Annotated in this window: 18 protein-coding genes; 4 read left to right on the forward strand and 14 right to left on the reverse strand. The window is 40.6% G+C overall.

All coding sequences use genetic code 11. The features are described from left to right. Positions 1–3 precede the first annotated feature (3 nt). The 5 genes from MKY93_RS14980 to MKY93_RS15000 form a co-directional block, all read right to left on the reverse strand. Positions 4–342, reverse strand: a complete 339-nt coding sequence (locus MKY93_RS14980; protein WP_340759892.1) for a hypothetical protein — start codon at positions 340–342, stop codon at positions 4–6. Next, the gene (locus MKY93_RS14985; protein WP_340759895.1) at positions 343–975 is read right to left on the reverse strand and encodes a bifunctional 4-hydroxy-2-oxoglutarate aldolase/2-dehydro-3-deoxy-phosphogluconate aldolase; all 633 of its coding nucleotides are present in this window, start codon (positions 973–975) and stop codon (positions 343–345) included. Positions 976–1,008: 33 nt separating this feature from the next. Then, positions 1,009–1,956 carry a sugar kinase gene (locus MKY93_RS14990; protein ID WP_340759897.1) on the reverse strand — a complete coding sequence of 316 codons (948 nt, stop codon included), beginning with the start codon at positions 1,954–1,956 and terminating at the stop codon, positions 1,009–1,011. Between the two features lie 10 nt (positions 1,957–1,966). Further along, positions 1,967–2,434, reverse strand: a complete 468-nt coding sequence (locus tag MKY93_RS14995; RefSeq protein ID WP_340759899.1) for a RidA family protein — start codon at positions 2,432–2,434, stop codon at positions 1,967–1,969. A 153-nt stretch (positions 2,435–2,587) separates the two neighbouring features. Continuing rightward, positions 2,588–3,355, reverse strand: a complete 768-nt coding sequence (locus MKY93_RS15000; protein WP_340759901.1) for an IclR family transcriptional regulator — start codon at positions 3,353–3,355, stop codon at positions 2,588–2,590. A 1,072-nt stretch (positions 3,356–4,427) separates the two neighbouring features. Between MKY93_RS15000 and MKY93_RS15005 the strand changes: the two genes are divergently transcribed. After that, the gene (locus MKY93_RS15005; RefSeq protein ID WP_078817985.1) at positions 4,428–5,495 is read left to right on the forward strand and encodes a PTS sugar transporter subunit IIC; all 1,068 of its coding nucleotides are present in this window, start codon (positions 4,428–4,430) and stop codon (positions 5,493–5,495) included. 344 nt (positions 5,496–5,839) lie between these two features. Here the strand turns inward: MKY93_RS15005 and MKY93_RS15010 are convergent, their stop codons facing one another. The 7 genes from MKY93_RS15010 to MKY93_RS15040 are packed head-to-tail and all read right to left on the reverse strand — an operon-like array spanning position 5,840 to position 12,776. After that, positions 5,840–7,165 (reverse strand): MFS transporter, encoded by a 1,326-nt coding sequence (locus MKY93_RS15010; RefSeq protein ID WP_078817984.1) that lies wholly within the window; start codon positions 7,163–7,165, stop codon positions 5,840–5,842. A gap of 38 nt (positions 7,166–7,203) precedes the next feature. Further along, positions 7,204–8,388 (reverse strand): thiolase family protein, encoded by a 1,185-nt coding sequence (locus MKY93_RS15015; protein ID WP_078817983.1) that lies wholly within the window; start codon positions 8,386–8,388, stop codon positions 7,204–7,206. Between the two features lie 19 nt (positions 8,389–8,407). Further along, positions 8,408–9,154, reverse strand: coding sequence for a 3-hydroxybutyrate dehydrogenase (locus tag MKY93_RS15020; RefSeq protein ID WP_078817982.1), 747 nt, complete (start codon positions 9,152–9,154; stop codon positions 8,408–8,410). Next, the gene (locus tag MKY93_RS15025) at positions 9,147–10,103 is read right to left on the reverse strand and encodes a 3-hydroxyacyl-CoA dehydrogenase family protein (RefSeq protein ID WP_078817981.1); all 957 of its coding nucleotides are present in this window, start codon (positions 10,101–10,103) and stop codon (positions 9,147–9,149) included. The genes MKY93_RS15020 and MKY93_RS15025 overlap by 8 nt, the downstream gene beginning before the upstream one ends. A 19-nt stretch (positions 10,104–10,122) precedes the next feature. Then, positions 10,123–11,433 (reverse strand): GntP family permease, encoded by a 1,311-nt coding sequence (locus MKY93_RS15030; RefSeq protein ID WP_078817980.1) that lies wholly within the window; start codon positions 11,431–11,433, stop codon positions 10,123–10,125. A gap of 22 nt (positions 11,434–11,455) precedes the next feature. Further along, positions 11,456–12,097 (reverse strand): 3-oxoacid CoA-transferase subunit B, encoded by a 642-nt coding sequence (locus MKY93_RS15035; protein ID WP_139366002.1) that lies wholly within the window; start codon positions 12,095–12,097, stop codon positions 11,456–11,458. After that, on the reverse strand, positions 12,075–12,776 hold the full coding sequence (locus MKY93_RS15040) for a CoA transferase subunit A (protein ID WP_078817978.1): 702 nt from the start codon (positions 12,774–12,776) through the stop codon (positions 12,075–12,077). The genes MKY93_RS15035 and MKY93_RS15040 overlap by 23 nt, the downstream gene beginning before the upstream one ends. An 82-nt stretch (positions 12,777–12,858) precedes the next feature. On the opposite strand from MKY93_RS15040, the gene MKY93_RS15045 reads away from it, so the two are divergent. Beyond that, complete coding sequence (locus tag MKY93_RS15045) at positions 12,859–13,458, forward strand: TetR/AcrR family transcriptional regulator (protein WP_078817977.1); 600 nt, start codon at positions 12,859–12,861, stop codon at positions 13,456–13,458. Positions 13,459–14,036: 578 nt separating this feature from the next. Here the strand turns inward: MKY93_RS15045 and MKY93_RS15050 are convergent. After that, the gene (locus MKY93_RS15050) at positions 14,037–15,419 is read right to left on the reverse strand and encodes a vWA domain-containing protein (RefSeq protein ID WP_078817976.1); all 1,383 of its coding nucleotides are present in this window, start codon (positions 15,417–15,419) and stop codon (positions 14,037–14,039) included. 239 nt (positions 15,420–15,658) lie between these two features. Continuing rightward, a complete protein-coding gene (locus MKY93_RS15055; RefSeq protein WP_221835761.1) occupies positions 15,659–15,922 on the reverse strand; it encodes a hypothetical protein in 264 nt (87 codons plus the stop codon). A 391-nt stretch (positions 15,923–16,313) separates the two neighbouring features. On the opposite strand from MKY93_RS15055, the gene MKY93_RS15060 reads away from it, so the two are divergent. After that, on the forward strand, positions 16,314–16,949 hold the full coding sequence (locus tag MKY93_RS15060) for a 2OG-Fe(II) oxygenase (RefSeq protein ID WP_340759909.1): 636 nt from the start codon (positions 16,314–16,316) through the stop codon (positions 16,947–16,949). Between the two features lie 701 nt (positions 16,950–17,650). After that, positions 17,651–18,502: a DegV family protein gene (locus MKY93_RS15065; protein ID WP_340759911.1), complete on the forward strand. Its 852-nt coding sequence runs from the start codon at positions 17,651–17,653 to the stop codon at positions 18,500–18,502. The last annotated feature ends 170 nt before the right edge of the window (positions 18,503–18,672 follow it).

The raw sequence follows: 18,672 nt of genomic DNA on the forward strand, positions 1-18,672 counted from the left end.
TAATCATCTCCTTCCAGCTCTCTCTATTTCCTCGTCAGGCACCATAAATGCCAACATCTCATTTCGTATAACTGCTATAACCCCACCAATAATCCACAATAAATATCCTCCCATAACGTATGGAGTCACGGTATGAGATGAAAGTTGCGTTCTTAGTACGAGAGCAATCACAAAGATCACCATACTTAAAACCATTAGCCCCATTCCAATACGGCCTTTCGTGACAGGACTTTTTTCTCTTTCAAAGAGTATTTTTCCTTTCAACTCAAAATAAGGGCCAATACTTAGTAATAGTGCAAAGAAAACAATTGAGCCAAGTATTAAAACGCTTACAAAATCCATTTACTTGCCCTCCTTTTCTTGTAATACTTTTTTATAGATATTTAGCTGTTCTAATACTGCTCTTCGGTCTCTATTCGTAATCCATTCCTCTTTAAGTAAGCTGCTACCTATTCCAACCCCAGCAGCACCAGCATCTAGGAATTCTTTTAGATTATCCGATCCTACCCCGCCAACCGCTAACAACTTGACCTTATTTAAGGAAGCTAACACATCTTTAATGTAAGAAGATCCTAATTGCCGAATTGGAAAGATCTTAATTACATCAATTCCCAATTCACTAGCATACTGTATTTCAGTAGGTGTTAGTGCACCAGGAATATACGGTATATCTAATTCCTTTGCTGTGTTTGCTACTTGCTTAGAAATATTTGGGCTTAAAAAGAAACTTGCACCTAAGTCTCTAGCGTCATATGCCATTTGGCTTGATAGCACTGTTCCAGCACCAATTGTCATTTGGTTTCCAAACTCTTGACAAAGCCTTTCAAGTACCGTGTAACTATCCGCTTGGTTTAAAGATACTTCCAACACGTTAAAATTCGATTGATGTAAGCATTCAGTAAGGAAGAGTGCATCCTCTACATTCATTCCTCTTAAGATTGGAACAATTTTGTATTCACTAATCGTCGATAACACAGTATCATCCCTTCCAATTTTCAGTTAAATTTTTCATCGTATAGTTCCGTGAGCACCTTCTAGAAAACGAGTGAGTTCTTGTTTTGTAGGCAACCCATCTGTGTCTCCCTTAGAACTTACAACAAATGCTGCACATGCATGACCCATCCTTACAGAGTCCTCATGACTTTCCTTTTGCAAGTAGCCATGAAGAAAACCAGCTGCAAATGCATCGCCTGCTCCAATCTCATCAACAACATGCTTTACTTCGAACGAAGGTACAAAAACGGATGTGCCATTTTCAAAGATCCAGGCACCATTTTCTCCATCCTTCATGATTGTAAGAGGGATACCCCAATCGCTTAAACAACGCTCTATATCTTGTCGCTTTTCTAATTTGGACAGAAGCTTCATTTCATTTTTACCCGGAAGAAAAATATCACATTGCTTAGCGATAGGAATTAAAACTTCTCTCGCTTGGTCAATGCCCCAAAGTTTCAGTCGAATATTGGGATCAAAACTAATTAAGGCCCCATATTCCTTAGCCAAATCAATAACTTTAAATACCAATTCGCTGCAACTCTTGCTTAGTGATGGAGTTATGCCTGTTATATGAATTAATTTAGCCTCCTTTACCCAATCGACACATATGTCTTCTACAGACATTCGGGAAGCTGCAGATTTTTCACGGTAATAAGTTACTTCAGTATCTAATAGTTCTTTTTTTTGCTTAAACATCATTCCTGTAGAGTGCTCGGTATCAATAATAACGTCACTTGTGTCTATACCATGAGCATTTAATTCATACAAGATTTTTCTGCCAAAGGGATCCTGCCCTACTCTACTAAACCATTTAACTTTGTTTCCCAATCGAGCTAAAGCAATTGAGACATTTGATTCAGCTCCGGCAACAGAAGCAAATACTTCATCATGCTGAATGATTGATTGATTATTTTCTGTACTAAAGGAAACCATTGTTTCGCCAAACGTGAATACATTCATAATGAAACTCCTATTCCTCTAGTTCTAAAATTGTTTCAATTTCTACCGGGGTATTAAATGGTAACTCGTTTGCAGATAAAGCAGATCTAGCATGTCTCCCTCTTTCCCCGAAGATTTCTTCTAAAAGTTCAGATGCACCATTAATGACATAAGGTTGCTCAACGAACCCCTCTGCGGAGTTAACAAAGCCAAGAAGTTTGACAAAATCTTTGATTTTATCCAAATCTCCTATCACACTTTTTACCACTGCTAACGTGTTGATCATTGCTTGTCTTGAAGCCTCATAACCTTGTTCAATTGTTAAGTCTGAACCTACTTTTCCTTCATAAATAAGAACTCCATCTTTTCGACAATCCTGACCTGATATATACAAGAATTTATCACCAAACTTTTTAGCAGGCACATAAACAGCCGCTGGTTTTGGTGCTTCAGGCAGTTCAATTCCTAACTCGGCCAATCTTTTCTCAATCTTCGACATATTAACTCCTCCTCGTTCCTTATTAAGGAACATCGTTTCATAAGTTGATTATTTTTTTGTCGTTCCTTTAAAAGGAACGACGTTTCACTAAATCACCTTATACAAAGTATACGACCAAACTAAAAAAAAAGTCAATTCAAAATTTATATTTTTCTAAATTTCTCCGTTTAAATGCAAAGAAATTGCTTTTGCTGTTTTAAGCACTTTCGTCGCCATATCATCCAACTTTTCCTCACTCACCCGCATGATTGGACCTGCAACACTAATTCCAGCAATTACTTCTCCCTTGTAATTCAGAATTGGAGCAGCCGCGCATTTGATGCCCAATTCATGTTCTTCGTCATCTATCGAGTACCCTTTTTTTCGGATCAAGTCTAAGTGTATTAAAAGATTTTCTTTATCTACAATCGTATTCGGAGTGAATCTTTCTAATACTTCTTCCTCAACGATTCTTAAAATCTCTTGTTGTGGTAAAAACGCAAGGATCGCTTTCCCGACACCTGTACAATGCATCGGTGCACGTTTACCAATATTAGAAAACATCCGAATCGTTGCGGAGCTTTCAATTTTATCAATATAAACGATTTCTGCCTGTTCTTTAATAACCAAATGGGCTGTTTCACCCGTATTCTCCGCCAATTGACGAAGATAGCTAGAAGCAATATGTCGTATATCGATATTGTCAGAAACTGTTTGTCCGAACTCAACCAATTTAAAACCAAGCATATACTTTTGTGTTTCGGGATCTTGTCGTACAAACCCTTGCTTGTATAATGACATTAATAACCGATGCGCTGTACTTTTAGACACTCTTAATTCAGATGATAATTCAGTAACGCCTAATCCTTTTGGAGTGTATTTAAGTTTTTCTAAAATCAATAATGCTCGATCAACTGATTGAACAGATCCTACTTCTTTCATAATTTAGCACCCCTTCAAGTTCCTTATTAAGGAACTCTATTCTATCATTTAATTATACTTAAGCTCGATAATAAAACAAGAGTTTAAATTTTAGTTCTGATACAAGGAGAATGTATGAATGTTTAAGTATAATAAGATTCTTACACAATACTTTTAACACACGAATGAATTTCTTAATTTCAGGTCTTAGGAAATTATCAGTTCTGCACACAAATTAAGAATAATTTAGTAATACAATTAATTCACGCGATGACCCGTTACCTCTTACTTAAGAGTGAGGAGCTATCTCTCTGCCCTTCTTTGCAGTATGAAAGCAGCTTCCACTTTATAGTTTCTGCTCGGGTTTTGTTCTTACATGGACCGAGCTTGCGCCCTATCAACTGCGCGCTTTTTACGCGCTGCTTCGCAATCTTTCTCACCTTCTTGTATAGTGCAAATGTAAAGTTCGTCATGATCTTCAACGTTTTCTTTCATCCCAACTTCCATTCGAATAAATTCTTCAAACGTATGGACAGATTTTGGTTCTACGAAACGTTATGCGACATATCAACCCTTTCCTTTTTAAATCTAAATACATAGAATGCTTTTTTCTGGCTCATACGAGCAACCCTTCGTCATTAAATGCTTATATTGACGTGCAAGAGAAATAAAATGCGTATAGTGATTGTTTATACTAAAAGAAACTCCTTTAATAAGTATGTACATTCACGAGGTACATAGTGAAGGGTATCAGATCCTATCTCAAACTAAGTGTAATTCAGAACTGTCTTGAAGTCGTTTGAGAACCTGGACTCAAGTTAATTCATGTACCTAAATCATTACCTGATAGGTTGGCTCTAAAAATGAGCTTCTTATGCTATTTTCTCTGCAAACAGTAAAATTATAATTTGGAGACCTCCCCCTCATTTCTATGACGAAAGACCTCACGTCCACTAAAAACCTATTGAAAACATACGTAATTGGCGTTATGATTTATTCGTAACTTAAATAAATATAAAATCCCAGAAAGAAATAATCTAATCTTTCTGTAAAATAAGAATGTATACAAATTAGTTAAAGAGGCGATTACATCATGGAGATTATTAAAGGCACCGTGCTTTTACTAATTGTTTTAGCTTGTTTTACACTTTTCAGTTATAAAGCTCCTAGAGGGATGAAAGCGATGGGGGCATTGGCAAGTGCGGCGATTGCTACATTTTTGGTTGAGGCATTTCAGCGCTATGTCGGCGGTGACTTATTAAATTTTGCATTTCTAGGCGAAGTTGGTGACGCGGCGGGTAGTATGGGCGGTGTCGCAGCTGCTTCCCTTGTAGCACTGGCCATGGGCGTTTCTCCTGTATATGCTTTAATGATGGGAGCTTCAAGTGCAGGTCTTGGGCTCTTGCCAGGATTTATCGCGGGATATCTCATGTCTTTTGTAGTGAAAAAAATTGAAACTAAAGTACCTGATGGCCTCGATTTGATTGTGACCATCATCCTTGCCGCGCCGCTCGTTCGGCTACTTGGGGTATGGGCTGATCCGATAGTCGATGCCACCTTGCTTAATATTGGCGGCATTATTACACAATCGACAGATGCAAACCCGATTATAATGGGAATTATTTTAGGTGGCGTCATTACGGTTGTCGCTACAGCACCGCTAAGTTCTATGGCTTTAACCGCGATGCTCGGATTGACAGGTGTTCCAATGGCAATCGGTGCACTAGCGGTGTTCGGCTCTTCCTTTATGAACTATGTCTTTTTCCATCGCATGAAATTCGGTGATCGAAAAACGACCATCTCTGTTGCGATTGAACCGTTATCACAAGTAGACATTATTTCTGCCAATCCGATTCCGGTCTATGTGACAAACTTCCTAGGCGGCGCGTCAGCTGGTATCATCATCGCATTATCAGGACTGATTAATAACGCAACAGGCACAGCAACGCCAATTGCAGGATTTGCGGTTATGTATGGATTTAACGACCCGGTAAAAGTAACTCTCATCGCGCTTCTATGCGCAGGTGTTGGTGCCCTCTGGGGTTATATAGGATCGCTGATGTTTAAAAACTTCAAAATTCGGCGCGTACATGAGCTTAATATAGCGGATGAAAAGATTGATGAGGCAAAGAAGGAAAAAAAGGTTGTTGCTTTAACATGAGGAGACGGGGGATAGGCCCCTGTCTTCTTTTTTCAGTTATCGAGAGCAATGTGCCTGCCCCTTTTCTTCAGGGAGTGCCAACCGTCCATCCGTAATATGTAGTTGTGTCTACTATTTTATTACTTTAAATCAGAAAGACGAGTAAAAATAATTGAAAGAAGACCAGGTACTTTTGACAACTGCTCGGCACACTAAAAAAGCTGAAACCTTTGTCGAAAGGATTCAGCCACCTGCTTTTATTCGTCTCCTCTTGATGATCTGAAAGTTTTGTTCTTCCTATATGTCTTAATATTCCAGTGCTCATTTCTTGCCCACATTTAATAGAAAGAAAGCAAAATTCTTATTCAAGCTTCCGGAACCCCTCTTGTTGCCTGAACTCCCGAAATCGTTATTCCCTCTTTCTTTGACACTAATTTCAATGTCATCAACGTAATAATACCGATTGCCAAAAGTGCAGAGAGCACAAACATTCCTGACGTAAGATCTAACATGCCGAGAATCATAGGTCCTACAAATCCGCCTAATGCAGCGAACGAATTTACAATTGCAATGCCTACCGGTGCAGTGGATTCGCTGAAAAAGAATGTCATATATGCAAAGAAACACCCTGTAAATCCATATAGTCCAGCGGAAGTAATCGCCAGCATGAGGACGACCGTTGAAACGCTTTCAGATAAACCGCAGCCGATGAACCCAAAAATCCCAATGATGAAACATACTAGTAAGTGTGTTTTATACGAATTGGTTCTATCCGCATTCCAGCCGACAAATAGAATCACAGGTATTCCGACGAACGCCGGAATCATCGCTAGCCAGCCGATTTCCATATTGGTCGTGCCAGCGGCTGATAAAGATTTAATGATAGTCGGCAGCCAGAATGATAGCCCGTAAACTGCGGTATAACCAGTAAAATAGAGGAGTGACAGTTTCCAGACCTTTGAATCTTTCAGCATATCTATCTTAGAAACTTTGTTCACTTGAGCGCTTTGCAAACGTTCTGCGTTCAGTTCTCCTTCCAGCCACTCTTTTTCTTCATCTGTCAGCCATTTGGCATTTGAGGGCTTATTTGTTAGATAAAACACAACAACAATTCCTAGAATAATAGCAGGCAAACCTTCTAAAATAAACATCCATCTCCAACCCAACATACCATACCAACTGATATTATCGAGAATCCATGTCGACACTGGAGCGCCGATCAGTCCACCAATCGGCAATGCCAATAAAAGGACAGCGGTTGCTTTTCCCCGTTCCCGCGCTCTGAACCAATACGTCAAATATAAAATAATGCCGGGGAAAAATCCTGCTTCTGCGACGCCCAATAGAAAACGCGCCATATACAAGTGAGTCGTCCCTTGAACAAACCCCGTCAGAATGACAACAATTCCCCATGTGATCATAATCCGGGCAATCCACATCTGCGCCCCTACTTTATTCATAATCATATTGCTCGGCACTTCAAAAAAGAAGTATCCAATAAAGAAAATGCCTGAAAGCAGACCGAAAACTTCTGCAGTCAATGCTAGTTCAGCATTCATTTGTAAGGCGGCATAACCTAAATTCACTCTGTCTAAATAAGCAATTATATACAACAGCAAGATAAAAGGAAGAATGCGCATCATCGTTTTCCTGACTGTCTTCTTCTCGATCTCTTTCATAGTAGGGGTCATTCATTCTCCTCCTCTGCAGGTCTTTTCCTGCAATCCATTTATTGAATCGCTGCATTCTCCAATAACACAGCAATCCCTTGTCCGCCGCCAATGCATAGGCTCGCAATCCCGTATTTCACACCGTGTTTCTGCATTTCTAGCGCAAGTGAATACGTAACGCGCGTACCGCTCGCACCAACTGGATGTCCAAGCGCTATCGCGCCTCCGTTCACATTGACTTTTTCCTGAACAAGTCCGAGTTCTTCTATGACACCTAATGACTGTGCGGCGAAAGCTTCGTTTAGTTCAAACAAATCGATATCATCTAATGTCAAATTGGCTTTTTTTAATACTTTGCGAATTGCCGGAGCCGGACCCATTCCCATCAATGCCGGGTCTACGCCAGCTGTTGCGTAGGCAGCAATTTTGGCTAGCGGCCGTAACTGGTGCTCTTTTAAAAAGTCTTCTGACACGAGCACAACAGCCGCGGCACCGTCGTTAATACCACTTGCATTTCCTGCTGTGACAGATCCATCTTCCTTAAACGCCGGTCCTAACTTCGCCAAAGTTTCCAGCGAAGTCTCTTCGCGGATATGTTCGTCCTGCGAAACTTCCACCGTACCTTTGCGTGTTTTCACCGCTACTGGCACAATTTCTTCTGCAAAACGACCTGAACGGCGCGCTTCTGCTGCACGTTCATGTGAAATGCGGGCAAATTCATCTTGTCTTTCACGTGAAATCTTGTATTTTTCTGCAATATTTTCCGCCGTCATGCCCATTCCGCAGCCTGCCACTTCATCGTACAACGTCGCCCACAGCATATCTTCCACAACCGGCGCTTTAGCAGGAGAACCGAAACGTGTGCCACGCAGTACTTGAGGGGCTTGGCTCATATTTTCTGTGCCACCGGCCACTGTCGCCTCCGCGTTTCCAAGTTCGATTTCTTGAGCTGCTGTAATAATTGACTGCAATCCTGAGCCGCACAGCCGATTCACCATAAGTGCAGTACTTTCTTCGGACATCCCGCTTTTCAAGCCGATATGGCGGGCTAAATACGCCGAAGATTTCGTCGTTTGAATAATATTGCCGAGGACGATTTCATCTATTTGTTCTGCTTCTACTCCTGAACGCTTCAATGCTTCCTTCACGACTGCAACGCCAAGATCAATATCTGTTGTATTGACAAACGCACCGCCGAAACTTCCGAATGCGGTTCTGCTGCCGTTGACGATATAAACTGACATAAACAATTCCTCCTTCTATTTACATGCCGCCTGAAACGCTTAATGTTTCACCTGTTATCGCTGTTGCGTGTTTAGATGATATAAAATACACACTGTCCGCAATTTCTTCGGCTGTGATAAAACGCTGCATCGCTTGTTTCGGATAGACGATTTCGTTCAGTGCGTCCAATTCTGACATGCCTTTACTTTCTTCAAGCTCTTGTAATTGTTTTACAATTAATGGTGTTTTCACAGCACCCGGCAACACTGCATTAACAGTAATTCCGTGCATGGCCCCTTCCAAAGCCGCAACGCGAGTCAAACCGATGACGCCGTGCTTCGCTGCGACATAGGCCGCTTTTTCAGGTGATGCCATTTCACCGTGGATCGATGAAATATTAACAATGCGTCCGTGCTGTTGTTTTTTCATATATGGGAACACATATTTAGTCAGCAAGAATGGTCCTTTCAGCATCACATTCTGCAGCAAGTCCCATTGTTCTTCTGGGAAATCCTCTATTTTCGCACGGTATTGCAAGCCCGCATTATTGACGAGAACATGCAGCTCTTTGTCTTTACAAATTTTATCGATGACTCGCTGAACTGAAGTTGAGATCGCAACATTGAGCTCAACCGCTTCAGTTTTTTCGGGATATAAATCAGCCACTGCCTGCGCGGCTTCCAATTTCAAATCTGCCGCATACACATAATCCCCTTCTTCAACAAACTTCTTCACCATCGCAGCTCCTAAACCGCCACCGGCACCTGTCACTAAAATATTACGCATGATCGATCGCCTTCTCTCTTTTATTAAACGTTTGGAGCTGCTGGATTAACGAACGATCACGCTCTATGACGTATTCGTCCAGCCCCATTCCTGGATATTCAAAGAATCCTTTCGATGATTTGACGCCCAGATTTCCCTGATCGATTTTGTCCTTAATAGTAGGGAACGTCCGCACATCCGATTCTATTTTCGGTTGTAATTGCCCCATTACAATGTCCCATACATCCAATCCACCAAAATCCATAATCTTCAACACACCGCTTGATGCAAAACGGAATCCCGGCCCTGCAAAAATCGCACTTTCTAAATCCTCCTCCGAAACTACACCGTCTTCGAGCAAAGACAACGCTTCACGCGCTAACGCAGTTTGAATGCGGTTCGCAACAAGGCCCGGTACTTCCCGGCGGACTTCAATCGTCACTTTCCCCATTTTTTTCATAAACGAATTTACTTCATCGTACGTCTTTTGCTTCGTATCCGGACCTTTTAGAAGTTCGACTAACGGAACAATATGCGCCGGATTGAAAAAATGTGTTAACATCACGCGTTCTTTATGTTTTTCTACATCGCGTATGATGTCCGACATGCTTAAGCTCGAAGTATTGGAAGTTAAAATCGTATGCACTGCGCAAATTTCATCCAGTTGCTTGAAGATTTTTTGTTTTAACTTCAAATTTTCAGTTGCTGATTCAATAACTAAGTCACAATCCGCAATGTCTTCTATTTCTACAGTGCATGTTAAGCGGTTTTTAATGATTTCATCTGAATCGTTAAAAGGCATGCCTTCTTCTCGGAAAATAGTTAAATATGTCTGTAGTTTTTCTTTTGCCAGTTCCAAAGATTCCTCTTTCACATCTTGTAAAACAACTGGCATACCATTTATGATGAATTGAAACGCTATGCCAAACCCCATCGTTCCTGATCCGATAATGCCGACCTTTTGAATCATTTCACTGCCTCCTCAGACATCAATATAATAAAATAGCTGCGATCAACATTGGGATACTTGCAAGTAAAGGTGCTATAACTGAAACGGCGAAAATATGTTTATAGGCGTCTTTATGTGTTAATTTTGAAGCAACTAACACGGTAATAACTGCCCCGTTATGCGGCAACGAATCCAGCCCGCCCGAGGCGACTGCCATGATTCTGTGCATTACTTCCGGTTTCAATCCTAAATTTAAATACGACGATGACAGCGCTTCCATCGCAATCGCCAACCCCCCACTTGAAGATCCTGTAATTCCCGCAAGTGCTGTCGTTGCTATGAAAAGTGATAGTAACGGACTGCCCGGAATTTCTGTCATCGCTTCATTAAAAATTCCAAAGCCTGTCGTAATCGCAATAACAGAGCCGTATCCGACGTCTGCACTCGTATTGACAATCGGCAGTACGGCGGATACCGCACCTTCATTAAAGGTGTCTCTCTTAATGTCAATATACTTCCAGAATAATAAAGCCGCCAGTACTACCGCGCCCATCAGCGTGTAAATAATGTCCACTTTAAATATATTCAATGTAACTAGTAAAGCAATGGGAGGAATTAAACTCACTACAATATTCGGCAATGCGCGACCTTCGTAAATATCTTCAATTCCTTTAGATCTGCCTTTATCTGGATTCGTCATCCCCTCATACGTTTCGTTGCGCTGTTCTGAACGTTTTAACGCAAACTTTATATACCATAAGTTAACTGCAATGACGGTCACCGCTGCGATGATCCCGAGCAAAGGCGCTGCTGTAACAGTTGTTCCTAAATACTTTGTCGGAATGATGTTTTGTACAGAAGGCGTTCCCGGCAGCATCGTCATCGTAAACGTTGCAATCCCCGCAAAGAATGGTGCCATAAATAGATGCCATGGAATATCCAGTTCTTTGAATAATGGCTTGGCAATTGGCAGAACTGCAAAAATGACTACGAATAAACTGACGCCGCCATATGTTAAAAATGCACATATGGCCATAATTGCGACCAACACATTGAACTTACTTTCTTTTCCGACCACTTTCAATAGTAGATGAGCGATTCGACGAGCCGCGCCGCTGTCATCCATAAGCTTTCCAAACATGGATGCAAATAAGAATATCAAGAAATACTTTTGTACATAGCCGATAAACCCGGTCATGTATGTATCTTGGAAGGCATCTAAAATAGAAAATCCGTTTGTTACCATTACAAATAAACTGACAACGGGAGCGATGATAATGATACTATATCCCCTTAATGCTAAAACGATTAAAAGAATTAACGAAATGGCAATCGTAAGTAAACTCCACATCCGCTTTCCCCCTACTATTCGTTTATTTTTGTGTTAACGGTAAACCAATTTTGTCTTGCAGCTCTTCAAATGTCATATCACCGTATATATCATCCGCAAAGATCTTTCCATCTTCGAAAGTGAAGCTTGCATACTCCGTTACGAATTGATTGACTAGTCGCTCGCCGCTAGAATCAAGAGTCAGCGATTCCACTAATTTAGGCGATCCGTCTTTCGTGAAAAGTGTACTGGCCACAATTACTTTCTTTGCACCCGCAACTAAATCCATTGCACCGCCTACTCCCAAAATCGGCTGATTCGGCACAGACCAGTTGGCAATCTCACCGTAACGATCCACTTCTAACGTCCCTAAAACCGCCACGTCAATATGATGTCCTCTGATCATTCCAAATGAGAAAGCGCTATCAAAATACGACGCGTCAGGCATAATCGATACAGGATTTTTCCCCGCATCGATTAAATCGATATCCAATTCATCTTCATTCGGCGGAGGTCCTATTCCAAGTAAGCCGTTCTCACTCTGCAAATATACTTTTTTGTCTCCTATATATTTCGCAACAAGTGTTGGAATGCCAACACCAAGATTCACGGAATCCCCGTCTTTCAGCTCTTGCGCAATACGCTTCGCAATGACATCCCTTTTAGTTAACTTCAACGTAATCATCTCCCTTTTTGACATATTTGCTTTTCACTACGTAATCTACATAAATATGAGGAGTGATTATTTCTTCTGGGCGTAATTCGCCGATTTCGACAATTTCATCGACTTCAGCAATGACTGTTGCGGCAGCGGTAGCCATGACAGGATTAAAATTTCTCGCCGTTGTGTGGTAAATCAAATTGCCGGCCTTATCTGCCTTTGCTGCTTTAATAAGCGCAAGATCACCTTTTATCGCCTTTTCAAATAAATAACGGACGCCGTCAATTTCGCGGACTTCTTTTCCTTCAGCGAGTTTCGTCCCGACCGCAGTAGGTGTGTAAAAACCGCCAATCCCGGCACCCCCGCAGCGAATCGCCTCCGCCAGCGTTCCTTGCGGCAGCAGATCAATCGCAAGCTCCCCTTTAGACCAAGCCGTTACTGCTTCTTTATTGATCGTAAAAAACGAGCCGATTGCCTTCGCAATTTTTCCTGCTTCAAACACTTTGTGCAGTCCTTTACCGTAATCTCCAAGGTTATTGCTGACAACTTCATAGTCACCGGCCTTAAAACCCGGCAGCGCATGCAGGACTGTCAGCGGCGTTCCCGAAATACCAAACCCCCCGACAAGCAGGCGCATCCTATCCTTGAACAATGGCTCGAGCTCATCAACCGTTTTTAATTTCTCCAATTTCCGCACCCCCATAGACTAGACTGTAGTCTAATGATATAATAGTATTAATGGAAAAGTCAAACTATTCTTAAAAAATCAAAAAGAGGGATGCATTGTGGATGTAACCGAAAACAAAACAGCTAAAGGTATTCAAACACAGCTTCATATTATGAATATTGCGCTCGATCTATTTAAAAAATACGGCTACGACAAAATATCAGTAGATCGAATCGTAAAAGAAAGCAACACATCTAAAGGCTCCTTTTATCAGCACTTCCCTTCCAAATCAAGCATTTTTATGATGCGCTTTATGGAGATGGACGAACACTATATACATATCTATGAAGATATTGAGCAAAAGTATTCTTCCGCCATCGAACGTCTGGAAGCTTTTTTTCTTGCTGTACTGCGCTGTATCGAAAAAGAACTAGGAAAAGACTTAATGCGCGTGATCTACTCCGCAGCAGTTATCAGCAACGAACACACCTTTTTCACAAACGAAGACCGGAAATTATACACTATCCTCCGACAAATTATTACGGATGGAAAACAAGATGAATCAATTCAAAACATCAGCTCCACACACGACTTTTTCCAATCTATTGTACAAAGCTTTATGGGAGCTATTTATTTTTGGGGGCTGCAGTTGGACAATACTGAATTGGAGGAGTTGGGGAGACCGCTTATTGGGCAGATTATAGCAGGGCTTCGGTGATAAAATGCTAATGAAACAGACTTCTGCAAGAAAGGTACTTCATTTTGTTTAAAATCCGCTGCTTTTGAACGATCAAAAACACTTCAAACACAGATGCCTTTAACTGCGCCCTCGCACAGTAAATTTAATCAAACAGAAAAAACCAGAACAATTAGCACTTTTATATCGTGTTGATGTCTGGTATTTTTGTTTGACCGACTGAATGACAAGGTCCAGTAGAACCCAAATCTACGTACAAAAACTTTTCTACTTCAGCGCCTATGTGCATAACTGACTACTAACCCTCATTACCCTTACTGTACATGTATTTCATTTTTTATATTTAAATAGGTCCCTCTGCACTAAACAATTGTGTTAGTTTAAATATCCACATTTGTTTAAACGATCATGTTTGTTTCTTGCATAGGCACTTCAAACTGATTTATTGAAATAAAGTTTTTTGCTGAACTCAGATAAATTTAATCATTAGCGTCATATAAACAAATTCAGGACGTTACGTCTATACCTTTTCTGCCTTCAAGCGAAAAAACACTCCAGAAATCAAATGTCCTCTGATTTCCGGAGTGTACAACAATTACCTATTGCTGATGCTTCTTCCTAGCCGCCTCATTATGTTTCTCATGACCTTCTTTTATCACTTGATTGTACGTTTCATGGCCGTTTTTAATACTTTCATTATAAAGTTCATGGCCCTTCTGCGTAATATAATTATATTTTCTGTGCTGATCTTCAATTAAATAATTCGACAACTTGATTACAGCATCCGAGTCTTTATACTTCGTTTTTAAATAAGCACGCGCTTTCTTTAATCGTTCCTTTTCCTGCACTGATTGTTTCTGAAGTGTTTCTTTTGTATCAAAAGAAAGTTCCTTGAGATTCTCTTTTTGATCCCATGCATCTTTCTGGCTGGTCTCTTTCCACTCCCACCATTGCTTCTGAATCTCTTCGTATTGTGCTCTCATATACTTCCTCAATTCTTTTTCTGAATTGACATAAATAAATTCTCCGTTCCCTGCATCTGCCACCTTCTTCAGTAATGTCTGCCCTTCATTATCCACATCATAGCCGATAATATTAACGACCGTTTGTATATTCCCAGCCACAAGATCTCCAGCAGCCTTCACAGGATCTCCTCCGCATGTTTCGATACCGTCACTTACCACGTAAACGACTACTTCTTCTGCATCTGCAGGAATATCTTCTTTCACCGTTTCTAGTGCAAGCCCGATTGGTGTCCAGCCAGCAGGTTGTACTTTTCCGAGAGCCTCTCGAAATGCCGGCTCTTCAAACTTTCCGCTATAGAAATTCTCTGTACTTGTGCATGAAAGTTGCTTATCTGCCTGATTACCCGAACCTTTATGACCGTACACTCGCATCGACATGGTCGCATCTTCCGGGATCTGTTTCGCAAAATCTAGGACCGCATCCTTTGCAGAATCCATTCGGGTCTTACCGCCCGCCATCGCTCTCATGCTGCCGCTCGCGTCAATCAAGATTGCATAGTGAGCTGTCTTCAATGTCGGCTGGTTCACTTGTTCATCAGGTTTCGTATGATCGACTTCCACTGATGTATCAAACGTCAGTAAGGTCTTCATTCCGTCATAATAGTCTTCCCCCACCAAGTTCAGCATTTCATTTAAATACTGCTCCACTGTCAACCCTTCCGGCCACTGATCAATCGCTTCATTCACTTTTTCTTCGTCATAGTTCTCTCCACCATAAATACCCGGTTTCCGAAGCAAATCCTTCTCTACATCCAATAACTCGCGATCTACACCGTCCACTTCATAGTACTCGGGCTCTGTCGGTTCAAAAGCGTCTGCCTCTGTCTCAACCGTTTGCGATTGTTCCTCTTCCTGTGTTTGCTCCTGTATATCCGCCTGTACTTTCGGCTCTTCTTTAGCCGAGCAGCCTGCCAGCATTACAAGTGAACAAAACAACCCATATAACAGCTTTTTCATCGCTTGATCTCCTTTGTCATTCCCATTTTAATTTGATTATAGCGAAAACTTCAGGTGAGAAAAGACCGTATTTACAAAATCATTCTTATGGCGCGGTGCGAAAAGTCCATGAACAAAATACCTACATATAAAGAATCCTCCAATTAAAAGCACAAAAACTCCGCCAGTTTGCAAAAACCAGCGGAGTCTTTTATTTAAAGTAGATAGATGAGTAGTTTTGCACACAAATATCTAAAAAATCAGTTGCCTGCGATATTTAGACACCATGTAAAGTTTTCCCAGGCGGAATACCAGCCGGTGAAAGTCTCGTGCGAATCATCCCACCGAACCTCAAATTTCTTCTGACCGTCTACCTCTATCAAATACAGCGCCAGCGTAGCGTCTTCCTTAGCTATCGCTAACAACATACCGTTTTGAAGTTCGTCTTCCGTAAACGGCACATCTGAAACCGAACGCACCTGTGCTTGTTCGAATACTTGCTTGTTACTAATTTTATAATTCATAAAGACCCTCCACTAAAACATTTATTCTTTTGTCCGTTCGTATGTACTTCTTCTGTAAATCATAGAAGTATAGAAGTACAGAAGTTCATTTTATATGTATTTACCAATGAAATCAAAGGTGAAATAAATTAGCTTAATTCAATTAACTTGATAGGTTCGGATTTACGCCTTGATTTAGCGGAACCAAAACTACCGAACAAAGTATGGAGAGTACTATCTACTACTCTCGATACTTTCAAATTTTACGATTTCTAATCTAGCGTGCTACAATAAATTGAATTTAATTCCAAAAGGAAGTGTGAATCTAAAATAGTATCCGTTATGAGCTGTAAACCCATTGCCCAAAAACGCACTTGTTTTGAAAATCAAACAGTTTAAGAGGTGTTCGAAGATGATAGCGGAGAATAAAGAACAAACGATATTTCATCATGTTGGCAAAAAAATTATGACGGATAGAGAGATTGACATAGTCGCTAGAATAGAAGAGCCATTGATCGTGGTTTTAGGAAATATGTTAAGTGATGAAGAGTGCGATGAACTGATCCGATTGGCTGCAGACAAAGTAAAACGTTCAAAAATTGGGACAACACGTGAAGAAAATGAGCTGCGAACAAGCAGCAGTATGTTTATAGATGACAGTGAAAACCTAATTGTCGCAAGAGTTAAAAAACGAGTTTCAGCAGTTATGAATATCCCGATTGAACACGGAGAAGGACTTCAGATCCTTCGGTATACGCCTGGTCAACAGTACAGAGCGCATCATGATTTCTTTTCAGCTGAAAGTAAGGTTACAAACAATCGAATTAGCACGCTTGTGATGTACTTAAATGACGTAGAACAAGGTGGAGAAACATTCTTTCCTCAACTGAAATTTTCTGTGTCGCCTCGAAAAGGGATGGCTGTCTACTTCGAGTATTTCTATAGCGACCAGATGCTGAATGATTTAACTTTACACGGCGGAGCACCCGTTGTGGAAGGTGAGAAGTGGGTCGCGACGCAGTGGATGAGGAAACAAAGGGTAATGTGAAATTAATTTGCATGCCTGTGCATCAAACAATCGTGTTAGTTTAAACATTCATGGTTGTTCGAACTAACTTGAATATTTAAATTGTCGTGTTTGTTTTTTACACAGGCACCTCATACTTGTATTGGTCACTATACATTTGGGTTTTATTTTTGTATAGCTGTGGTACAATCAGCATATAATAAAACAACTGAACGTCTACGAAAAGTCCAGCCAATCACAGTTGTCCCCGCATGAAGAGCGGTTGACCTACTTAACAATTGAAGATGTTTTTACTAAAAAGAGTAACCCCCCATTGAGAACCTCGGTCAAAGGTAATGGGCGGTTACTTCTTTTTGTTAGTGCCGTAGCTAAAAATATACCGAATTGAAATAGCATATTCATTGATTTGTATGTCACCATATATAAACACCCCCTTTCTTTCAAGGGAGTGCCTAACCGCCCATCTGCTTTTTTGTGCAACTAATGTTTTTAGTCTATCATACTTGCAGATTGTTGAATGCCTATTCTCTTTGGTCATTCATGCATATACTTCTTCGATGAATAATTAATGATCGATGCCTATGTACCAAGCTATTGTGTTTATTTAAACATTCACGACCATTCGAACAAACACAAATGTTTAAATTGTCACGTTTGTTTCTTACAAAGGCATCTCAACTCAAAACTTGTATTAATAGAATAAAAGTTGGAGGCGATATCTAGTGAGAAAATTCATTTTATCGACTGAGAGCGGGGCCGATTTACCGGAATCGTTAGCAAAGAGACATAATATACAAGTAATACCCATGCACGTAATTATGGATGGACAGGACTATTTAGATGGTCATCTACCCGTCAAAGAAATTTATGAATTTTATGATCGTACAAAAAAGATACCTTCTACATCTGCCACTAATGTCCATGAGTATCAAGAGTTTTTCAAAAAAATCAAAACGGAATTTCCTGATAGTATCATCATTCATATCGGATATACGTCAAAAGCATCTGCTTCCTTTCAAAACGCGTTACTGGCTGCGGAAGATGTAGATGATATTTTTTTAATTGATGCGTTAAACGTTACAGGAGGATTAACTGCAGTTGTCATGTATACGGTTACTTTGCTGGAGAAATATCCGGAGATAGATCCTGTTCACTTGCTGGAAAAAATCAAATTAAAGGTGCCTAAAACAAGACTTGCCTTCCTACCCGGCAGCTTAGATTTTTTACGAGCCGGCGGACGAGTCAGCAATATGGCTTATCTGGGAGGTGCTTTGCTGAAAATAAAACCATGTATTGAATTAGTAGATGGCAGGCTTGTCTCAACTAAAAAATATCATGGAAAGATGAGCAAAGTTGCTGAAAAGTTATTGCTGGATTATTTACAGCAATACGAGATTGATAGACAACAAATATATTTTATATACTCCATCGGACTAAGTGAAACTATCAAACAACGGATCAATGAAATTGCACTTGAAAAAGGATTCGAAAATAGGATTTGGATTGAAGCAGGCGCTATGATCTCTACACATTCTGGTCCTGGAGGATTTGGAATTGCAGGAATAGAAGTTTGACGTTAAAAAGGAACTGTGTGAGAAACAAATATGAGAGTTCAATTATTCATCTTTGTTTGAGTTACTGTTAATTACTAAACAAACAAGATAGTTTCTTGCACAGGAAACTTTAAATACTTGAACAGGTGCTCTTAAACCAGAGGAAATCCCGTCAGTCCAGTATGACCGAC

Source organism: Sporosarcina sp. FSL W7-1283 (genome assembly GCF_038003105.1).
GTDB lineage: Bacteria > Bacillota > Bacilli > Bacillales_A > Planococcaceae > Sporosarcina > Sporosarcina newyorkensis.